Genomic DNA, 17,207 nt, shown 5'->3' with positions numbered 1-17,207 from the left:
ATATTCACCGAATCCTCATCATTCGCCCAAAGGCACCCGATAGGGTTCGTGACATGACTCAATCGCGTACTCGGATCAGCAAGGCTGTCATCCCTGCCGCAGGGCTCGGCACCCGCTTCCTCCCGGCGACGAAGGCCACTCCCAAGGAGATGCTGCCAGTCGTCGACAAGCCGGCGATCCAGTACGTCGTGGAAGAGGCCGTCACCGCCGGACTGTCGGACGTCCTGATGATCACGGGCCGCAACAAGCGGCCCCTGGAGGACCACTTCGACCGCAACTACGAGCTCGAGGAGCTCCTGACCCGCAAGGGAGACGAGACCCGTCTCGCCCGCGTGCAGGAGTCCAGCGACCTCGCGACGATGCACTACGTCCGGCAGGGTGACCCGCGCGGCCTCGGCCACGCCGTACTGTGCGCCGAGCCGCACGTCGGCGACCAGCCCTTCGCCGTCCTGCTCGGCGACGACCTCATCGACGCCCGCGACCAGCTGCTCAGCCGCATGGTGGAGGTGCAGGAGCAGCAGGGCGGCAGCGTGATCGCTCTCATGGAGGTCGACCCCGCCCAGATCCACCTCTACGGCTGCGCCGCGGTGAAGGCCACCGCCGAGGAGGACGTCGTCCAGGTGACCGGCCTGGTGGAGAAGCCGGACGCGGCCGACGCGCCCAGCAACTACGCCGTGATCGGCCGCTACGTCCTGGACCCGGCCGTCTTCGGGGTGCTGCGGGAGACCGCGCCCGGCCGGGGCGGCGAGATCCAGCTCACCGACGCCCTCCAGGCGCTGGCCACCGACACGACCCTCGGCGGCCCCGTGCACGGAGTCGTCTTCAAGGGCCGCCGCTACGACACCGGCGACCGTGGCGACTATCTGCGTGCCATTGTCAGACTCGCGTGCGAACGTGAAGACCTGGGCCCGGACTTCCGGGCCTGGCTCCGCAGTTACGTCACCGAGGAGATGTAGCACTTTGAGCAGCACCGCAGCGCAGGCCGCCGCCGACCAGTCCCCGGACGGCCGGGAGGCCGTGAGCGGCGCCCCGGACCCGGAGCGACCCGACTCCGACCGCCTGTGGTCGGTGGCCGAGCACCTCGACGACATCCTCGGGAAGATCCGCCCGCTGGAGCCGATCGAGCTGCGGTTGCTGGAGGCCCAGGGCTGCGTGCTGGTGGAGGACGTCACCGTCTCCGTGGCCCTCCCGCCCTTCGACAACAGCTCCATGGACGGCTACGCGGTCCGTACGGCCGATGTGGCGGCCGCGACGCGGGAGTCACCCGCGGCCCTGACCGTCATCGGCGACGTCGCGGCGGGCAGCGGCGAGCTGCCCGCCGTCGGGCCGGGCGAGGCCGCCCGGATCATGACCGGCGCCCCGCTGCCTCCGGGCGCCGAGGCCGTGGTGCCCGTGGAGTGGACCGACGGCGGCACCGGGGCGGGCCCGGCGGCCGCCATGCGCGCGCACAGCGCGGCCCCCGAGGGCGCCGGCGGTCAGGTCCTGGTCTACCGCCCGGCCGAGCCGCGGGCGCACGTCCGCGCCCGCGGCAGCGACGTCCGCGCGGGGGAGCTGGCGCTGCCCGCGGGGACCGTGCTCGGCCCGCCGCAGATCGCGCTGCTGGCCGCCATCGGGCGGGCCACGGTCACGGTCCGGCCGCGGCCGCGCGTCGTCGTGCTGTCCACCGGAAGCGAGCTGGTCCCGCCAGGGGAGCCGCTGGGCCCCGGCCGGATCCACGACTCCAACAGCTACCAGCTCACCGCCGCCGCCCGGGACGCGGGCGCCATCGCCTACCGGGTCGGCGCGGTCGCCGACGACGCGGCCACGCTGCGCGCCACCGTCGAGGACCAGCTGATCCGCGCCGACGCCGTCGTCACCAGCGGCGGCGTCAGCGTCGGCGCGTACGACGTGGTCAAAGAGGCGCTGGGAGAGGAGGTGGAGTTCCGCAAGGTCGCCATGCAGCCCGGCAAGCCCCAGGGCTTCGGCCGGATCGGGCAGGACGGTGTCCCGCTGCTCGCCCTCCCCGGCAACCCGGTCAGCGCGTACGTCTCCTTCGAACTCTTCGTACGGCCCGTCATCCGCACGCTCATGGGGCTGCCGTCGGTGTACCGCGCCACCTGCCGGGCGGTGTGCCCCGAGGGCGTCGCCTCCTCCCCGGCGGGCAGGCGGCAGTTCCTGCGCGGCCGGTACGAGCCCCCGGCGGTGGCCGGGGAGCCGGGCACCGTCACCCCTGTGGGCGGCGCCGGATCACATCTGGTCAGGGCCCTCGCGCACGCCAACGCGCTGATCGTGGTGGGCGAGGCCGCCACCGAGGTGGCCCCCGGCGCCGAGGTGGACGTGCTCCTGCTCACGTAGACCGCCGCCCCGGCGGGTACGGTGTCGTCCCACAAGAGTCGTCTGGCGCGGGCACGCTCCGCCCCGCGCGCCACGCGGCCCGGAGCGGGAGAACGATGAGCAGCGCCCAGGACCACCTCACCCACCTCGACGCGCAAGGCGCGGCCCGTATGGTCGACGTCTCGGCCAAGGACGTCACCGCGCGCACCGCCCGCGCCAGCGGCCGCGTGCTGGTCTCACCGCGCGTCGTGGAGCTGCTGCGGGGCGAGGGCGTGCCCAAGGGCGACGCCCTCGCCACGGCCCGGATCGCGGGCATCATGGGCGCCAAGCGCACCCCGGACCTCGTGCCGCTGTGCCACCCGCTGGCGGTCTCGGGGGTGAAGGTCGACCTGGCGGTCGCCGACGACGCGGTGGAGATCACGGCCACCGTGAAGACGACCGACCGCACGGGAGTGGAGATGGAGGCGCTGACCGCGGTCAGCGTCGCCGCGCTCACCGTGGTGGACATGGTCAAGGCCGTCGACAAGGGCGCGGTGATCACGGACGTACGGGTCGAGGAGAAGACCGGCGGCAAGTCCGGCGACTGGAGGCGGGCGTGACCCACTCGGACGCCGCGGCACCGGCCGGGTCCGCCGCGCGGGCCGGGTACCGTGCCCTGGTGGTCACCGCCTCCAACCGGGCGTCCGCCGGGGTGTACGCCGACAAGGGCGGCCCGCTGATCGCCGAGGGGCTCGTCGGGCTGGGCTTCGCGGTCGACGGTCCGCGCGTCGTGCCGGACGGCGACCCGGTGGAGGCGGCCCTGCGGGAGGCGGTGGCCGCCGCGTACGACGTGGTGGTCACCACCGGCGGCACCGGGATCTCGCCCACCGACCGCACCCCGGAGGCGACCCGCCGCGTCCTGGACCGGGAGATCCCCGGTATCGCCGAGGCCATCCGTGCCGAGGGGCTCGCCAAGGTCCCCACCGCGGCGCTCTCCCGCGGCCTCGCCGGAGTCGCCGGCACCACCTTGATCGTGAACCTGCCCGGCTCCACCGGCGGGGTCCGCGACGGGCTCGCCGTTCTGGGGCGGCTGCTCGTCCACGCCGTCGAACAGATCCGCGGCGGCGACCACCCCAGACCCGACGGCCCGTCCGGGAGCCCCAGCTGAACGCCCTCTGGCCGGTGCGGCTGGTGGACGGTGACACGGCCCTCCGCCCCATAAGAATGCGCGACCAGCGGGAATGGCGCGAAGTCAACCAGCGCAACCGCGACTGGCTGCGCCCTTGGGAGGCGACCATCCCGCCCGCCCCGCCGGGCGGCCCGATCACCCGCCGGCCCACCTACCGGCAGATGGTCCGCCATCTGCGCTCCGAGGCGCACGCCGGGCGCATGCTGCCGTTCGTCATCGAGTACCAGGGGCGGCTGGCCGGACAGCTGACGGTCGCCGGGATCACCTGGGGATCGATGTGCTCCGGCCATGTCGGCTACTGGGTGGACGAGGCCGTCGCCGGCCGCGGAGTGATGCCGACCGCCGTGGCGCTCGCGGTCGACCATTGCTTCTACGCGGTCGGGCTGCACCGGATCGAGGTGTGCATCCGTCCGGAGAACGCGCCCAGCCGCCGGGTGGTGGAGAAACTCGGATTCCGGGAGGAGGGCCTGCGCCCCCGTTATCTCCACATCGACGGTGCCTGGCGTGACCACCTGGTCTTCGCGTTGACGGTGGAGGAGGTGCCGGAGGGGCTGCTGGCCCGCTGGCACCGTACGCGACCCGGCGCCTCACCTGGCACCCCGCAGAAATGACATGCGTGTTCGAATAAGCTCATCGATTTCGCACAATTACCGTCTGCCCATCTCAACAATCACAAAAAATGTTCGGGATATCAGCCAGATCGTGCGACACACCGCGCCAATTGGCGGATTGCCTCACGCGAACCCCTCTACCGTGTGAGCGTGAGCAGCAGTGGCCTCATCTACGCAGTCATCGTCGGGGCCTGGGCCGCCTACCTGGTGCCCATGTGGCTCCGTAGGCAGGACGAGCTCAACGAGGCTCGTCCGACGGAACGCTTCAGTACCGCCATCCGGCTCCTGTCCGGCCGCGCGGCGATGGAGCGCCGTTACGCCAAGGACCTGGAGGCGCGCGACGCGGAGGTGCCGCAGACCGGGGCCCACGCCGCGGATGTCGCGGGCGTGGCCGACCCGGACGCCGAGACCGATCTGGTCGACGTCCGGGCCTTCGTCGACCCCGCGGCCGGCCTGGAGCCGGCGGGCGAGGCGGACCGGGACCAGGAGGCGCTGGAGCCGGCGCCCGACCTGGCACCCACCCGTACGGCCTCCCGCCCCCCGGGACCGTCGATGCTGGAGCGCACCCGGCGCGCGAAGGTCCTCGCGCGCCGTCGACGCACCACCGTCGTGCTCTTCCTGGCGTTCACCGTGGGCGCGGTGGTCGCGGCCGTCGGCGGCCTGGCGTTCCTGTGGGCGCCGGGAATCCCCGCCGTCCTGCTGAGCGCTTACATCGTTCATCTACGCGCGCAGGAGCGCCGCCGTTTCACGTTCACGATGGACCAGAGGCGCGCCGAACTGGCCGCGCAGCGCCTGCGCGAACGCCGCACGCGGCCCCGTGCGTCCGCCGGTTCCGGCGACACGGACCCCTCCGGCCGCGGCTTGGGGGCGGCCGGAGGCGAGCGGTCCGAGTACCCCGCCGAGGTCGGCCCCGAACGCCGCGAGCACCCCACGGGCGGCGGCGCGCGTCCTGAGCACGGCGCGCGCCCTGAGCACGCGGCAGGTGGCGTGGCGAGCGGCGCGGCAGGCGCTGACAGGGGCGTCGGCGGATCCCGCGCCGACCGCGGCGGCGCGGGCGCCCGCCCCGACCGCGCGGGCATCCGGCCCGACCGCGGCGGCATCCGGTCCGACCGGGGCCCCCGCGCCGAGCACCACCCGGCGGACCGGGACCGGGACCCGGCCGCGGCTCCGGCCGGGGCGCCGGGGCCGGAGCAGACCGTCTCCGCGCACACCGCGGACCGCCGGGCGCTGGTCGAGCAGACCGACCACGCGGAGTGGGTGGACCAGCAGCGTGAACGCGAGCGCGGCCCGGTGGCGGGCGAGAGCTGGGAGCCGGTGCCGGTCCCGCTGCCCACCTACGTCACCGCGCCGGTCGCCCCGCGCGCCACGGGCAGTGTGGACCTGGACGCCCCGGACGCCTGGAGCTCCGCCCGCTCCTCCGCCGCGGGCCCCACCGCGGACCAGGACGCGGCCCAGGACCCCACCCTCCAAGGCCCGCCGACCCCACCCCGCCGCACCCGCGACCGCGGCCGTACGCCCCTCTTCGACCAGTACGCGGACGAGGGCCGTCCCCGCGCCGCCAACGAATGAGCCCCCGCGGCGAGCAGCGGGGATCGGATTTCCGAGCACCCGGATGGGGATGCTAGAGTTTCACTCGTTGCAAGGGCCTGTGGCGCAGACTGGTAGCGCACCTCGTTCGCATCGAGGGGGTCAGGGGTTCAAATCCCCTCAGGTCCACAACACGACTGTTCTTGAGTTCGCTCAGGAAGAGTTCACGAGATCCCGTCCGATCTGATTGATCGGACGGGATCTCTGCGTTTCCGGATGGGCATTTGGGATGTCGGGCCTTTCGGCAACGACACCGCAGCGGACCCCGACCTCACCAGCCTGCGCGACCTCGCCTCGCTGCCGGGCTCGGCCATGGCCGGGATATGCCGTCCGGCCAGAAAGCCGATGGTTCGTGGCCGAGTTGACTGGTGGGAGCGGCCGTCCTCGGCCGAGGAACTCAGCGTCGACGCCCGGAGCTGCTTCAGCCCGGCAGCGCGTCCTCAAGCTGCGTCAGTTCCCCCGGGCTCAGTTTGAGCTCCGTGGCCTGGGCCGAGTCGGTGATGGAGGTCGGGCGACTGGCTCCCGGCACCGGGATCACCGCGGGGGAGCGGCTCAGCAGCCAGGCCAAGGCGATTTGCTGCGGGCTGACACCGTGCTCGGCCGCGATGCGGTGAAAAGCGGTGCCGTTAGAGGTCGGGCCGGAGAGGCCGTCGAGAGAACTGCGGGAGATGCCGCCGAGCGGGCTCCAGGGCAGGAACGCCAGGCCCAGCCGTGCGCTCAGCTGCAGCTCGGGCTCGCTGTCCCGGACGGCGGGCGAGTACTGGTTCTGTACGGAGACGAGTCCGTCGCCGAGGATCGCGTGCGCCTGGCGGATCTGGGCGGTGGTCACGTTCGAGATGCCGGCGGCGCGGATCGTGCCGGCGTCGAGCAGGTCTCGCAGGGCGCCGACAGACTCCGCCCAGGGCACTGCCGGGTCCGGCTTGTGCAGCTGGTACAGGCCGATGGCCTCGCCCCCGAGTCGCCTGGCGGAGGCTTCGGCGGCGCGCTTGAGATGTTCCGGGGTGGCGGTGACCGTCCAACTGCCGTCTCCAGGGCGGCCGCGGCCGCCCTTGGTCGCGATCAGGACGCCGGAGGTGTCGCCGCCGTAGCGGGCCAGGGCGCGGGCGATCAGGAGCTCGTTGTGGCCCACCTCGTCAGCGTGCCAGTGGTAGCTGTCGGCGGTGTCGATGAACGTGACGCCGGCGTCGAGCGCGGCGTGGACGGTGGCGATGGCCCGCGTCTCGTCCGGGCGGTCCTCAATGGACAGCGGCATGGCGCCCAGGCCGATGGCACTGACGGTGGCGCCGGCGATGGTGCGGTACTGCATGGCGGTTCGTGCTCCTCAGGCGGCGGGGGCGGCGGTTGCGGTGAGGGCTTCGGCGACGGCGCCGGGCAGCCAGTCGGCAGTACGGGAGAAGGCGAAGCCCAGCTGTTTCGCGCGGGTGTTGCTCATGGCGTAGTGGCGGTCGAAGGAGAACGGTGAGGCGGTCCCGCCCGCGGCGACGGTCCGGTAGACGGGCTCGCGGCCGGTCCGCGCGGCGACGATCGCGGCCAGGTCGCGCACGTCGAGCAGGCCGTCGGAGCAGGCGTTGACCGGACCGGCGAAGCCGGTTGCGGTGGCCGCCCACAGCAGCAGGTCCGCCAGCTCCTCGTGGTGGATGAACACCGTCGGCAGCGCCTCGGCGTGCACAGCGATCTCGTCGCCCCGGGCGATGCGCTCGGTGTAGTGCGCGAGTCGGCCGGTGAATTCCTGCCTGCCGCCGCCGAGCACGTGCGCGCTGCGCACAGAGGCGAACGCGAAGCTGCCGTCCCGGGTGAGGACGGCCTCCGCCTGACGCTTGCCCTCGGCATAGTGCGCCTCCAGGTATGCCTCGTCGTGCCAGGGCAGATCCATGGCCACCAGCCAGGTGCGCGGGTCCACGTTCTCCTCCGGCACGGGGATACCCGCCGGCACAGCCGGCAGCGCGGCGGTCTCCGGGTCGTAGACCTCGATCGTTGAGGTCATGACGTAGCGCCGGGTACGGCCGGCGAAGGCGCGGGCGGCGATCGCGGCCTGCACGGGGGTGTAGCAGACCTGGTCGACGACCGTGTCGAAGGCGCGCGAGCCGAGCGCGGCGACGAGAGCGGCCTCGTCGTTGCGGTCGACAACGAGGTGCTCGACACCGGTGGGCGGTCGGACGGAGCCGCGGTTGAGCACAGTGACCTGATGGCCGACCGCCTGCAGGCGCTCGACCAGGAGCTTTCCGAAGTAGCGGCTTCCGCCGATGACGCAGATCCTTTGCATGCCCCCACCCTGGACGCCTACCGTCATCAGCAGAAGTGGCGGCTTACTGGAAGTGCCTTAAGGAATACTGTTGATCGATGTGCAGCGGCTCCGTGTCCTGCGGGCGGTGGCGGACCACGGCAGCTTCAGCAAGGCGGCCGCGGCTCTCCACCTCACCCCCTCCGCCGTCTCCCAGCACGTAGCGGTGTTGGAACGCAGCCTCGGCGCCCAGGTCGTGGCACGCAGCACGCGCGGGGTCACCCTCACTCAGGCCGGCCAGATCATGGTCGGGGCCGCCGAGTCCGTCGCAGCCGAGCTCGAACAGGCGAAGCAGCGGGTCGAGCAGCTCAGCACGGGCCGCGTACAGCTCACCGTCGCCACCTTTACCAGCGGCGGAAGGCACTTGCTGCCCGGCGCTCTCGCCCGGCTCATGGCAACCCATCCCCGCACCCTGATCCACGTCAGGGAGGGCGAGCCCGAGGACACCTTGCCCCTTGTCCGCCAAGGCGCGGTCGACCTCGCACTCGCTTACCACTTCGACGGCCCGCTGCCTGTCGGGCCGGGCCCGAGCTCCAGCCTGCAGTGGGCCGCACTCCTGGAAGATCCGCTGCACGTCGTCATGCCCAAGGAGCATCGACTCGCCGACCGCGAGTCACTCGGCATCGCCGAGCTGGCAACCGAGCCCTGGGTGCTCGGCTGCCTCAAGACCGAGGCATATCTGCGCCGCTACGCCGAGCGCGCAGGCTTCGAACCGGAAGTGCGCGGCACCACCACCGACTACTTCTTCGCCCGCTCGCTTGTCGCCGCGGGAATGGGAATCTCCCTGATCCCTTCCATCGCGCTCGTCCCGACTGTGCCGGGTCTGTGCGCCGTCCCGATCGAGCCGCCGACTCCGACCCGGCACATCGGCGTTGCCACGATCGGCCGCCGGCGCGACCGCTCACACGTCACGACGTTCATCGAGGCCCTCCGCGAGCAGGCGATGCATCAAATCGGAGATCCCCGAACAACGACTGCCGGCGGCAGCCCAGCCACTGGCAGTCCTGCGTGACTCACCGCACATCCGTCTCTGACCAGCCCCGTTACATGCAGACTCCGGGGGCCGGCCCGGTCAGTCGCCGGAAGGTGGGGCTGTCCAAGTGCCCGCGATCTCCCTACGGTGGCCTCAGGCAAATGCGGGGAATCCGCTGAGGCACGCGGGTAAGGGGGCTGCATGGAGGCCGAGGTGGCGGCGCTGGCGGCGTCGGGGGCGACGACGCTGGTCGGGCTCATGGTGTCGGACGCGTGGACGCAGGGGCGGCAGCGGCTGGTGCGCTTCTTCGCCCGCGGCGGCGGGGAGGACGCCGCGGAGGAGGAGCTCCGGGCGTCCCGGGAAGAGCTGGTGGCGGCGTGTGAGGCCGGTGACGAGGACGCCGCGGCCGACATCGAGGCCGGGTGGCGGCAGCGGCTGCGCCGAGTGCTGCGGGCGGACCCCGAAGCCGCGGCGGAGTTGCGGCTCTTGCTGGCGGAGCTGGACCCGGAATCGGAACGGCAGCAGACGGCGACGGTCCACAACAGCGTCAGCGGGGTCGTGCGGAACGGCTCCGTCATCCAGGGGCACCGGATCTCCGGGATCACGTTCCACAACTCGGGGACGCTCCCGCCCGAGCGGGGCTCGGGGGCCGGGTGACGTCGCGGGCGGCGGCGCGGATCCGCCGGTAGGCCGGCGGCCCTCTCGATACCGTTGTCGGAACAGAAAGTTGGGGGTGGGCTGTGGAGCCGTTCACGACGACGGCGGTGCTCTCGGCGATCGGCACCGTGACCTCGGGTGCCCTCTCGGGAGCCGGTGGGGAGATGGGGCGGCGGAGTTCGGAGGCGCTGGCCGGGATCGCGCGGCGTATGCGGCGCGGGCCCACCGCGGCGGAGGACGGGGCGGCGCGGGACGACGAGGCGTCGCCTGACGGGGCGTCGTCCGGCCAGGGGGCGTCTGACCCGGTCTCGCGTGACGAGGCGTCCCCCGGCGCGGCGGAGGACGACGAACGGCAGCCCGCGCTGCCCGCCACCGACGAGGAGCGGCAGGAGCTGGCCCGGCAGCTCCTGGAACGCTCGCGCACCTCGCCGGGGTTCGCCCGGGAGGTCGCGGCGTGGCTGCGTGAGGCCGCGTGGCTGGCGCCGCGCGCCCACCCCGCCGTCGCGCCCGGCGCCTCCCGCCCGCAGACACGTCCCCAGACGCTGCCACCCGCGAACGCCGCGTTCACCGATCGCGAGGCACTGGTCGAGCAGATCACCGACTTGCTCGACCACGGGGGCGGGCCCGCCGGCGCACCGCTGGTCGTCGTCCTCGTGGGGCCCGGTGGCATCGGCAAGACCGCCGCCGCCGTGCACTGCGCCCATCTGCTCAAGGAGCGGTTCCCCGACGGCCAGCTCCATGTGAATCTGCGCGGAGACTCCGCGGCGACGGCCCTGACGCCGTCCGACGTCTTCGTGCGCTTCCTCCCCCTGCTGGGCGTGCCGTCCGGGAGGACGCCCACCGACGAGCACCGGCAGGCCGACCTCTACCGCGCCTGCATGGCCGAACGCCGCATGGCCGTCGTACTCGACAACGCGCACTCCGAGGCGCAGGTCAAGCCGCTGCTGACGGCGGCTTCCGGGTCCTTGGTCATCGTCACCAGCCGGCACCGGCTCGACGGGCTCGCGGCCGATCCCGGGGCACGGATCATCAGGCTCGACCCGCTCTCCGCGGCGGACTCCGTGCGCCTGCTGACCCGCATCGTGGGATCGGAACGCATGGCCGGAGAGGAACCGGGTGCCCGCGCGGCCGCGGAGCGCTGCGACGGCTTCCCGCTCGCGCTGTGCGAGATCGGCGCCCGGGTCGCCGCACGCGAGCACCTCACATGGGACGTGGTCGAGCGGCAGCTGTCCGAGCGGGCGCGCCGCCGGGATCAGGAGGCGCGGGCCATGAGCGACCGGGCACCCCGGGGCGCGGTGGAGCTCACCACCGACGTCACGTACGGGGAGCTGAGCCCCCAAGGCGCCCTGCTGTACCGGATGCTGGGCGTGTGGCCGTGGGCGGACATCACGGTCGGGCTGGCGGCACAGGCCGCCGACGTCGGCGAGGACGAGGCACGCGCGCTCCTCGAGGAGCTCGCCGATGTGCACCTGCTCGAAGAAGTGGCCGCGGAGCGCTACCGGTTCCACGACCGCGTGCGCCGCCACGCCAAGGAGCGCGCCGCCGCGGAGGACCGCCAGGCGGACGTCGCGCGTGCGATCCGTCGCATGGCCACCGGGTACCTGCGCTTCGCGGCGGCCGCCGACCTCCGGGTCATTCCCTCCCGTTGGCGGCTCGGCCCCGCCTACCGCGAGTTGACCCTGCCGGAGGACCGGGCCCGCGATGACGGCCGGGCCGCCCTGGCGGAGCTGCGGCGCGAGCGGGAGAACCTCGCCGCGGCCGTGCGGGCGGCCGAGGACCACGGCTTCGACGAACTGGTCTGGCAGCTGTGCGAGGCCATGTGGGGCCTGCATCTGCGGCTCGGCTTCCACCAGCAGTGGGTCGAGACGCACGAGTTGGGCGTCGAGGCCGCGCGGCGCTGCGCGGCCGACAGGTTCGGCGACCGGCGCGCCGTGGCCCGCACACTGGTCCAGCTCGCCTTCGCCTACATGGGGCTCGGCCGCTTGGACGAGGCCGAGGACGCCCTGGTCGGCGCCGCGGACGAGGACGAGGCGGCACGGCATCACCGAGGCCAGGCGACCGCGGTCGAGGTACTGGGACTGCTGCGCCTGAAGCAGTGGCGCTACCCCGAGGCGGAGCGGTGCTTCCGGGAAGCCCAGGAGATCCTGCGCCGTATCGGTCCCGGAGACGACGGAGCCCCGGATGTCCCTCGCGCCCTGGCGCTTCTGGAGCACCACCTCGGCCGTGCCCTGCGCGGTCAGGAGCGCCATGGGGAAGCCGTCCGCCGGCTCCATGGCGCGCTCAGCGGGTTCCGCGCCCTGCCCGAGCCCGACCTGTACAACGAGGGCCGGGTCTATATGAGCCTGGGCGAGACGCATCTGGACGCCGGGGGCGACGGCGACCTCGAGCTCGCTCGGGTCTGCCTCGACAGCGCCGTCGCCACCATGGGGAACGAGGGCGCCGAGGCGCAGCACGCCGACGCCGCGGAGATGCGGGCCCGTTGTGCCCGGCGCCTGGGCGACCCGGCGGCCGAGGCCGAGGACCTGCGTACCGCCGCCGCGTTGTACGAGAAGGCCGACGACGCGGTGGGCGCAGCCCGCGTGCGCGCTCGGCTGGCGGAGCTGACGGAGCCGGGGGAGGGCTAACCCGGTGCCGGGGTCAGGGGCTCGACGGCGATCCGGTGCCGCGTCGTCCCGGTGACCACGACCATCCCGGGAGCCGCCTCGCCGAGGGACTTGCCCCGCCCCAGCCAGGCGAAGAGCGCGGACGCGTAGGCGGCGGGGTCGCACAGATCGGCCCGGCCGTCCTCGTCCGGGGCGGCGGTCAGCCGCACCAGGTCCCCGTCGCGGGTCCGCACGGTGCACCGGTCCGGTCCGCACACGTACACCGCGAGCCCGCAGTACGGATGGCGGGCGAGGACGTCCGCGGTCCAGGCCGCGGGCGGGCCGACCCGCGGATCGTCCTCGGCGGCGTACCGCACGATCACGTCGGCGACGCTCAGCCGCCCGCTGTTCCGGGTGTCCTCGTGCACCACCGTGTGGGCCGCGTCGGAGTCGGCGTCGGGGTTCTCGGGTTCGTACGCGGCGTCGGTGTGGCGCGTGACGGCGATCTCCGGAGGGTCGGCGCCGATCAGCCGCGTCAGGGCACGTAGGGGCGCGGTGCGCTCCGCGGGCTCGTACGGCGGCAGCGGCAGCCGTTCGAGGAGTGCCGGGTGGTCCTCGGGCTCGGGGATTCCGACGAGGCCGTAGAAGAGGCGGCGCAGCAGTACGGCCGACTGGCCGGGTGAGGACGTGGTCTGCGCGGCGAGTTCGGCGTAACGGCGCGGGTCGTGCTGGTCGATGACCTGGTCGAGCCGCGCCCGCAGGCTGTCGTGCGGGCGCAGTTCCGGGGCGGTCCGGCCGAGGGCGGCGACGGGCGACCCGGGATCGAGATCGCCGTCCGGGAACGCTCCGAGCAGCACCGGGACGCCCGCGGAGGCGGCGTAGAACGTGACGCTGCCGTGGTCGCCCAGCACGCAGTCCGCCGCGATCAGGGCCTGCCGCCAGCCTTCGAGCGGATCGATCAGGGTGAGCCCGGCGCGGCGGGCCCGGTCCAGCCACGCGCGGACCTGTCCGGGGCCGTGCCCGAACCAGATGTTGGGGTGCAGGACGGCCACCGTGCGGTACTCGTCGGCGGGCAGCTCGGCCGCGAGCCGCGGCAGCAGCCAGGGCAGGAGATCCCCGTTGCCGCCCGCGCCGCCTTCGTCGCCGAAGAGGGCACGCGGTGACCAGGTGGAGCTGACGACGATCAGCCGCTGGCCGGACGCGACGCCGAGGGCGCGCCGGAACCGCTCGCGGTCGGGCAGGGCGTCGAGTACGCGGTCATAGCAGGGATCCCCGGCGAGCACCGCCGTCGGGGCGGCTTCGGGGCACGCGTCGCGCAGCCGCTCCAACTGCTCGGGATGGGACAGAACCGTGGCGGAGGCGAGTGGGCGCCCCTTGTGCAGAAGCCAGTCGGGCGAGAGCCCGAAGACCGGCGCCTGCGCCTGGTGTCTCGGTGTCCGGTGTCCGGCGTCCGGCGTCCGGCGTCCGGCGTCCGGCGTCCGGCGTCCGGCGTCCGGCGTCGCGAGCCTTTTATTGTAGCCAATCCCGTGCGAAAGGATCACCAACTTCCCCTTGAGGAAGTGGAGTTGGCCGCCGTAGCTGGCGGATATCGCCAGGTCGACGGGGGTCTCCTTCGCCTGCTCCCAGGGGAGTACGGGCAGGCCCGTCGACGCCAGCAGCTCGGGAACCCCGGCCAGGTAGGGGGAGGATCCCGTACACGTCGCGAGCACTTGCACGCGCAGGTCGCCGTCGAAGAGGGGAAGGACGTCCAGCAGCCGGGTCGCGGACGTCACGTTGTGCACGACGAGGAGCACGCGTCGGCAGCCGGCCCGTGTGACCCACCGTTCCGCGTCGCCACCGACTGGAACTCTCAGTCGCACCACGCCTGTTGCCTCGCCCGTCACCCTGGCGCATCTCCCCGTCGTCGAGAGCCGTCCCCTTCGGCCGCGCTGCGCGCGATGCTACCTGGCGGGCATGGGGCGGGCGCCCCGGCCGCCGCGGCGGCCAGGGCGCCCGGGGCGCTGTGAGCAGCGTCAGTCCTTGACCACCGTGTTGGCCGGCAGGCCGGCCGGCCAGCTGAACGCGCCACCGAAGTTGGACTCGACCTCGGCCTTCTCCGCCGCGTCCGGGTACGGGTTCGCGCACGAGACCCCGGCGGTGGAGCCGGACATCAGGCTGGAGCAGGGGCCGGGCTTGATGTCGGGCAGGCCCAGGATGTGGCCGAGTTCGTGGGACGAGATGCGGACGGTGTTGTAGCCCTGGTTCACGGCCTGCCGCCCGATGTAGACCGTGCCGCTGCCCAGCGACGTGGGGAGGGCGCGCGGCCAGCCGTTGTCCGCGATGATCCGTATGTTGGCGCGCTGCCCGGTGGTGGCGGGCCGCAGTTCGACGCTGTCGACGCTCTCGTTCCAGATCGCCGCGCCCCGGTCGACCGCGGCCTTGAACTCCGCGGACGCGCTGGCGTCGTACGTCAGCACCCGGGGCGCGGGCGCGCGGTCCGGTCCGGTGCCGGGGGCGGCGGTCGCCTGGCCGCCGGCGACCAGGGCGAAGGCCACCGCGAGGGTGGGGGCGAAGCCGCGTACGAGCGCGCGGACGGACATGGTCGGCCTCCTTGTGGGGGAAGGTGAGGCGTGGGCATGACAAATGCCTCGCCCGACTCACTGCCCACACGGCCCGCGCCCCAATCGTCAGAGGGGGTGCCGGGGCGGGTCCGTCGCGCCACTGGTGGGCTCAGCGCTTCGCCGGCTCCAGCGGTTTGCCCATGCAGTGACTGAGCTCCTCGAAGCGGTAGAGGCCGAACTTCGGCACCGGGGCGTAGCCGCTGGACGCGTACAGCGCGATGGCCTCCGGCTGCTTCTGGCCGGTCTCCAGCACCATCCGGATCCGGCCCGCGGCCCGCGCGCTCTCCTCCAGCTCGGCCAGGATCCGCCGCGCCAGCCCGCGGCCGCGCGCCTCCGGCGCCACGTACATCCGCTTCAGCTCGGCGTCCCCGTCCGCGTTGCCCTCGTCGTTCTCGTCCTGTGCGCGCCAGCCGCCGGAGGCGATCGGGCGGCCCTGCTCGTCGTAGACCAGCAGATACAGCCCGTTCGGCGGCTCGAAGTCGGCCGGCGCCATCGGGGTCAGGTCACCCTCGCCGTACCGCTCGGCGTACTCCTTCTGCACCTGCTCGTCGAGTACGAGGGCGTCCGGGTGGTCGTAGGGGACGGGGCGTATGTCCATTCGCGGAATCGTACGGGCGTGCCACCCGGGAGGGCGAGGCCGGAACGGATGTCGGTATCGTGCCGGAATGCTCACCGTGACTTCCGTGAACGTGAACGGGCTGCGCGCCGCCGCCAAGAAGGGGTTCCTGCCATGGCTGGCGGCGACCTCGGCCGATGTCGTGTGCCTCCAGGAGGTGCGGGCCGAGCCGCAGCAGCTGCCCGAGGAGGTCCGCGAGCCCGCGGGCTGGCACACGGTGCACGCGCCGGCGGCGGCCAAGGGGCGGGCCGGGGTGTCCCTGTACACGCGGCGCGAGCCCGACGCGGTACGGATCGGGTTCGGGTCGGCGGAGTTCGACGGCAGCGGCCGCTACGCGGAGGTCGACCTGCCCGGGATCACGGTCGCCAGCCTCTATCTGCCGTCCGGCGAGGTGGGCACCGAGCGGCAGGACGAGAAGCTGCGCTTCATGGCCGGGTTCCTGCCGTACCTGAAGGAGCTGCGCGAGCGCGCGGCGGCGGACGGGCGCGAGGTGCTGGTGTGCGGCGACTGGAACATCGCGCACCAGGAGGCCGACCTGAAGAACTGGAAGGCCAACCGCAAGAGCGCCGGGTTCCTGCCGGAGGAGCGGGAGTGGCTGACGCGCGTCTTCGACGAGGCGGCGTACGTGGACGTGGTGCGCGCCCTGCACCCGGGCGTCGAGGGGCCGTACTCCTGGTGGTCCTACCGGGGCAAGGCGTTCGACAACGACGCGGGCTGGCGCATCGACTATCACGTGGCGACGGCGGGGCTGGCGGAGCGCGCGGTGAAGGCGGCCGTGGAGCGGGCGGCCAGCTACGACCAGCGCTGGTCGGACCATGCGCCGGTGACCGTCGCGTACGAGGGCCGTTGACGGTCAGGGTGTGACGGCGGTTGGCCGCTGCGTACGAGAGCCGCTGACCGGGGGCCACGTGTGCCCCGATCCCGGTCGTCAGTCGACGGGCGGGCTTGAGTCGTCCCGGTCGCCCTGGTGGCCCTGGGCGTCCCGGCCGGCCTCGGCGCCCTGGTCGCTTAGCCACGCCCGCAGCTCGGCGCGGATGCGGCGGTCCATCGCCATGGACAGTTCCGCGTCCACCACGCTCTTGGTCAGCGGCCGCAGCCGCTCGACGGTCTCGGTGACGCGGGCCACCTCCGAGGCGTCCGGCGGGGCTCCGTCGGCGGCGCGCTGTACGGCGTCGGCCAGGACATGGGTGCGGATGAGTTCGGTGAAGGAGCCCGCTATCGCGTCGACATGGGCGCGCAGCTCCCGGCCGGCGGCCAGTACGGCGGCCAGTGGGACACCCTTGTCGACCAGGGTGCTGGAGGCGTCCAGCAGGCGGCGGCTGACATGGACGAAGTCGTCGCCGTCGACCGCGAGATAGCCGAGGTCGAGCGAGACGGTGAGGTTCTCCGGGGTGACCTCGCCCGCGAAGTAGTCGGCGAGCTCCTCGGGGGCGAGCCGGACCGGGGTCTCCTCGGACCACGGGACGGTGAGGGCGCTTTCCAGGCCGAGCACCTCGCCGACGTCCCGGCCGCTCTCGAACGCGGTGAGCAGGTCGGCGATGCCGCCCAGGGTGTGGCCCCGCTCCAGTAGGGCCGCGATGGTGCGCAGCCGGGCCAGGTGGTGGTCGTTGTACCAGGCGATCCGGCCCTCGCGGCGCGGGGGCGGGATGAGTTTGCGTTCCCGGTAGAAGCGCAGCGTGCGGACGGTGATGCCGGCCTCCTCGGCCAGCTCCGCCATCCGGTATTCGCGCCCCTGTTCGCTCTTCGCCACAGCAGCCAGCCTATGCGCGGCACCGTCCCGTGTGCGGCAAAAGCCTCCGCGCAACTTCCGCCGTCCGGC

16 protein-coding genes and 1 tRNA gene are annotated in these 17,207 nt (G+C 73.3%); 11 read left to right on the top strand and 6 right to left on the bottom strand.

What is annotated here, in order from left to right:
* Positions 1 to 53: 53 nt before the first annotated feature.
* From galU to ACQUSR_RS12215, 7 genes are all read left to right on the top strand, one after another.
* On the top strand, positions 54 to 956 hold the full coding sequence (gene galU / locus ACQUSR_RS12245) for a UTP--glucose-1-phosphate uridylyltransferase GalU (protein WP_431042607.1): 903 nt from the start codon (positions 54 to 56) through the stop codon (positions 954 to 956).
* Positions 957 to 1,017: 61 nt separating this feature from the next.
* The gene (gene glp, locus ACQUSR_RS12240; protein ID WP_431047531.1) at positions 1,018 to 2,334 is read left to right on the top strand and encodes a molybdotransferase-like divisome protein Glp; all 1,317 of its coding nucleotides are present in this window, start codon (positions 1,018 to 1,020) and stop codon (positions 2,332 to 2,334) included.
* A 95-nt stretch (positions 2,335 to 2,429) separates the two neighbouring features.
* A complete protein-coding gene (gene moaC / locus ACQUSR_RS12235) occupies positions 2,430 to 2,912 on the top strand; it encodes a cyclic pyranopterin monophosphate synthase MoaC (protein WP_431042606.1) in 483 nt (160 codons plus the stop codon).
* Positions 2,909 to 3,460, top strand: a complete 552-nt coding sequence (locus tag ACQUSR_RS12230; RefSeq protein ID WP_431042605.1) for a MogA/MoaB family molybdenum cofactor biosynthesis protein — start codon at positions 2,909 to 2,911, stop codon at positions 3,458 to 3,460. Before moaC ends, ACQUSR_RS12230 begins: the two co-directional genes overlap by 4 nt.
* A complete protein-coding gene (locus ACQUSR_RS12225; protein ID WP_431047529.1) occupies positions 3,457 to 4,092 on the top strand; it encodes a GNAT family N-acetyltransferase in 636 nt (211 codons plus the stop codon). Before ACQUSR_RS12230 ends, ACQUSR_RS12225 begins: the two co-directional genes overlap by 4 nt.
* Before the next feature lie 150 nt (positions 4,093 to 4,242).
* Positions 4,243 to 5,661 carry a divisome protein SepX/GlpR gene (gene sepX, locus ACQUSR_RS12220; protein WP_431042604.1) on the top strand — a complete coding sequence of 473 codons (1,419 nt, stop codon included), beginning with the start codon at positions 4,243 to 4,245 and terminating at the stop codon, positions 5,659 to 5,661.
* Between the two features lie 73 nt (positions 5,662 to 5,734).
* Positions 5,735 to 5,808 (top strand) — tRNA-Ala (locus ACQUSR_RS12215).
* A gap of 292 nt (positions 5,809 to 6,100) precedes the next feature.
* Here the strand turns inward: ACQUSR_RS12215 and ACQUSR_RS12210 are convergent.
* Both ACQUSR_RS12210 and ACQUSR_RS12205 read right to left on the bottom strand, forming a co-directional pair.
* Positions 6,101 to 6,985: an aldo/keto reductase gene (locus tag ACQUSR_RS12210; RefSeq protein ID WP_431042603.1), complete on the bottom strand. Its 885-nt coding sequence runs from the start codon at positions 6,983 to 6,985 to the stop codon at positions 6,101 to 6,103.
* Positions 6,986 to 7,000: 15 nt separating this feature from the next.
* Positions 7,001 to 7,942, bottom strand: coding sequence for an NAD-dependent epimerase/dehydratase family protein (locus ACQUSR_RS12205; protein WP_431042602.1), 942 nt, complete (start codon positions 7,940 to 7,942; stop codon positions 7,001 to 7,003).
* Between the two features lie 70 nt (positions 7,943 to 8,012).
* On the opposite strand from ACQUSR_RS12205, the gene ACQUSR_RS12200 reads away from it, so the two are divergent.
* The 3 genes from ACQUSR_RS12200 (at position 8,013) to ACQUSR_RS12190 (ending at position 12,214) form a co-directional block, all read left to right on the top strand.
* Positions 8,013 to 8,972, top strand: coding sequence for a LysR family transcriptional regulator (locus ACQUSR_RS12200; RefSeq protein ID WP_431042601.1), 960 nt, complete (start codon positions 8,013 to 8,015; stop codon positions 8,970 to 8,972).
* Between the two features lie 162 nt (positions 8,973 to 9,134).
* A complete protein-coding gene (locus tag ACQUSR_RS12195) occupies positions 9,135 to 9,590 on the top strand; it encodes a hypothetical protein (protein ID WP_431042600.1) in 456 nt (151 codons plus the stop codon).
* Positions 9,591 to 9,673: 83 nt separating this feature from the next.
* The gene (locus tag ACQUSR_RS12190; protein WP_431042599.1) at positions 9,674 to 12,214 is read left to right on the top strand and encodes an ATP-binding protein; all 2,541 of its coding nucleotides are present in this window, start codon (positions 9,674 to 9,676) and stop codon (positions 12,212 to 12,214) included.
* On the opposite strand, the gene ACQUSR_RS12185 is transcribed toward ACQUSR_RS12190, so the two are convergent.
* From ACQUSR_RS12185 to ACQUSR_RS12175, 3 genes are all read right to left on the bottom strand, one after another.
* Positions 12,211 to 14,055 (bottom strand): hypothetical protein, encoded by a 1,845-nt coding sequence (locus tag ACQUSR_RS12185; RefSeq protein ID WP_431042598.1) that lies wholly within the window; start codon positions 14,053 to 14,055, stop codon positions 12,211 to 12,213. The genes ACQUSR_RS12190 and ACQUSR_RS12185 overlap by 4 nt on opposite strands.
* Before the next feature lie 129 nt (positions 14,056 to 14,184).
* A complete protein-coding gene (locus ACQUSR_RS12180; RefSeq protein ID WP_431042597.1) occupies positions 14,185 to 14,751 on the bottom strand; it encodes a snapalysin family zinc-dependent metalloprotease in 567 nt (188 codons plus the stop codon).
* Positions 14,752 to 14,881: 130 nt separating this feature from the next.
* The gene (locus tag ACQUSR_RS12175; protein WP_431042596.1) at positions 14,882 to 15,370 is read right to left on the bottom strand and encodes a GNAT family N-acetyltransferase; all 489 of its coding nucleotides are present in this window, start codon (positions 15,368 to 15,370) and stop codon (positions 14,882 to 14,884) included.
* 67 nt (positions 15,371 to 15,437) lie between these two features.
* Between ACQUSR_RS12175 and ACQUSR_RS12170 the strand changes: the two genes are divergently transcribed.
* Positions 15,438 to 16,238 carry an exodeoxyribonuclease III gene (locus ACQUSR_RS12170; RefSeq protein ID WP_431042595.1) on the top strand — a complete coding sequence of 267 codons (801 nt, stop codon included), beginning with the start codon at positions 15,438 to 15,440 and terminating at the stop codon, positions 16,236 to 16,238.
* A gap of 78 nt (positions 16,239 to 16,316) precedes the next feature.
* Here ACQUSR_RS12170 and ACQUSR_RS12165 read toward each other — a convergent pair whose 3' ends face one another.
* The gene (locus ACQUSR_RS12165) at positions 16,317 to 17,105 is read right to left on the bottom strand and encodes a MerR family transcriptional regulator (protein ID WP_431047527.1); all 789 of its coding nucleotides are present in this window, start codon (positions 17,103 to 17,105) and stop codon (positions 16,317 to 16,319) included.
* Positions 17,106 to 17,207: the final 102 nt, after the last annotated feature.

The sequence above is a fragment of the Streptomyces sp. P1-3 genome (assembly GCF_050613155.1).
Taxonomy (GTDB): Bacteria; Actinomycetota; Actinomycetes; order Streptomycetales; family Streptomycetaceae; genus Streptomyces.
The sequence above is the reverse complement of the archived record's forward strand: the minus strand, read 5'-3'. Positions and strand labels throughout refer to the sequence as shown.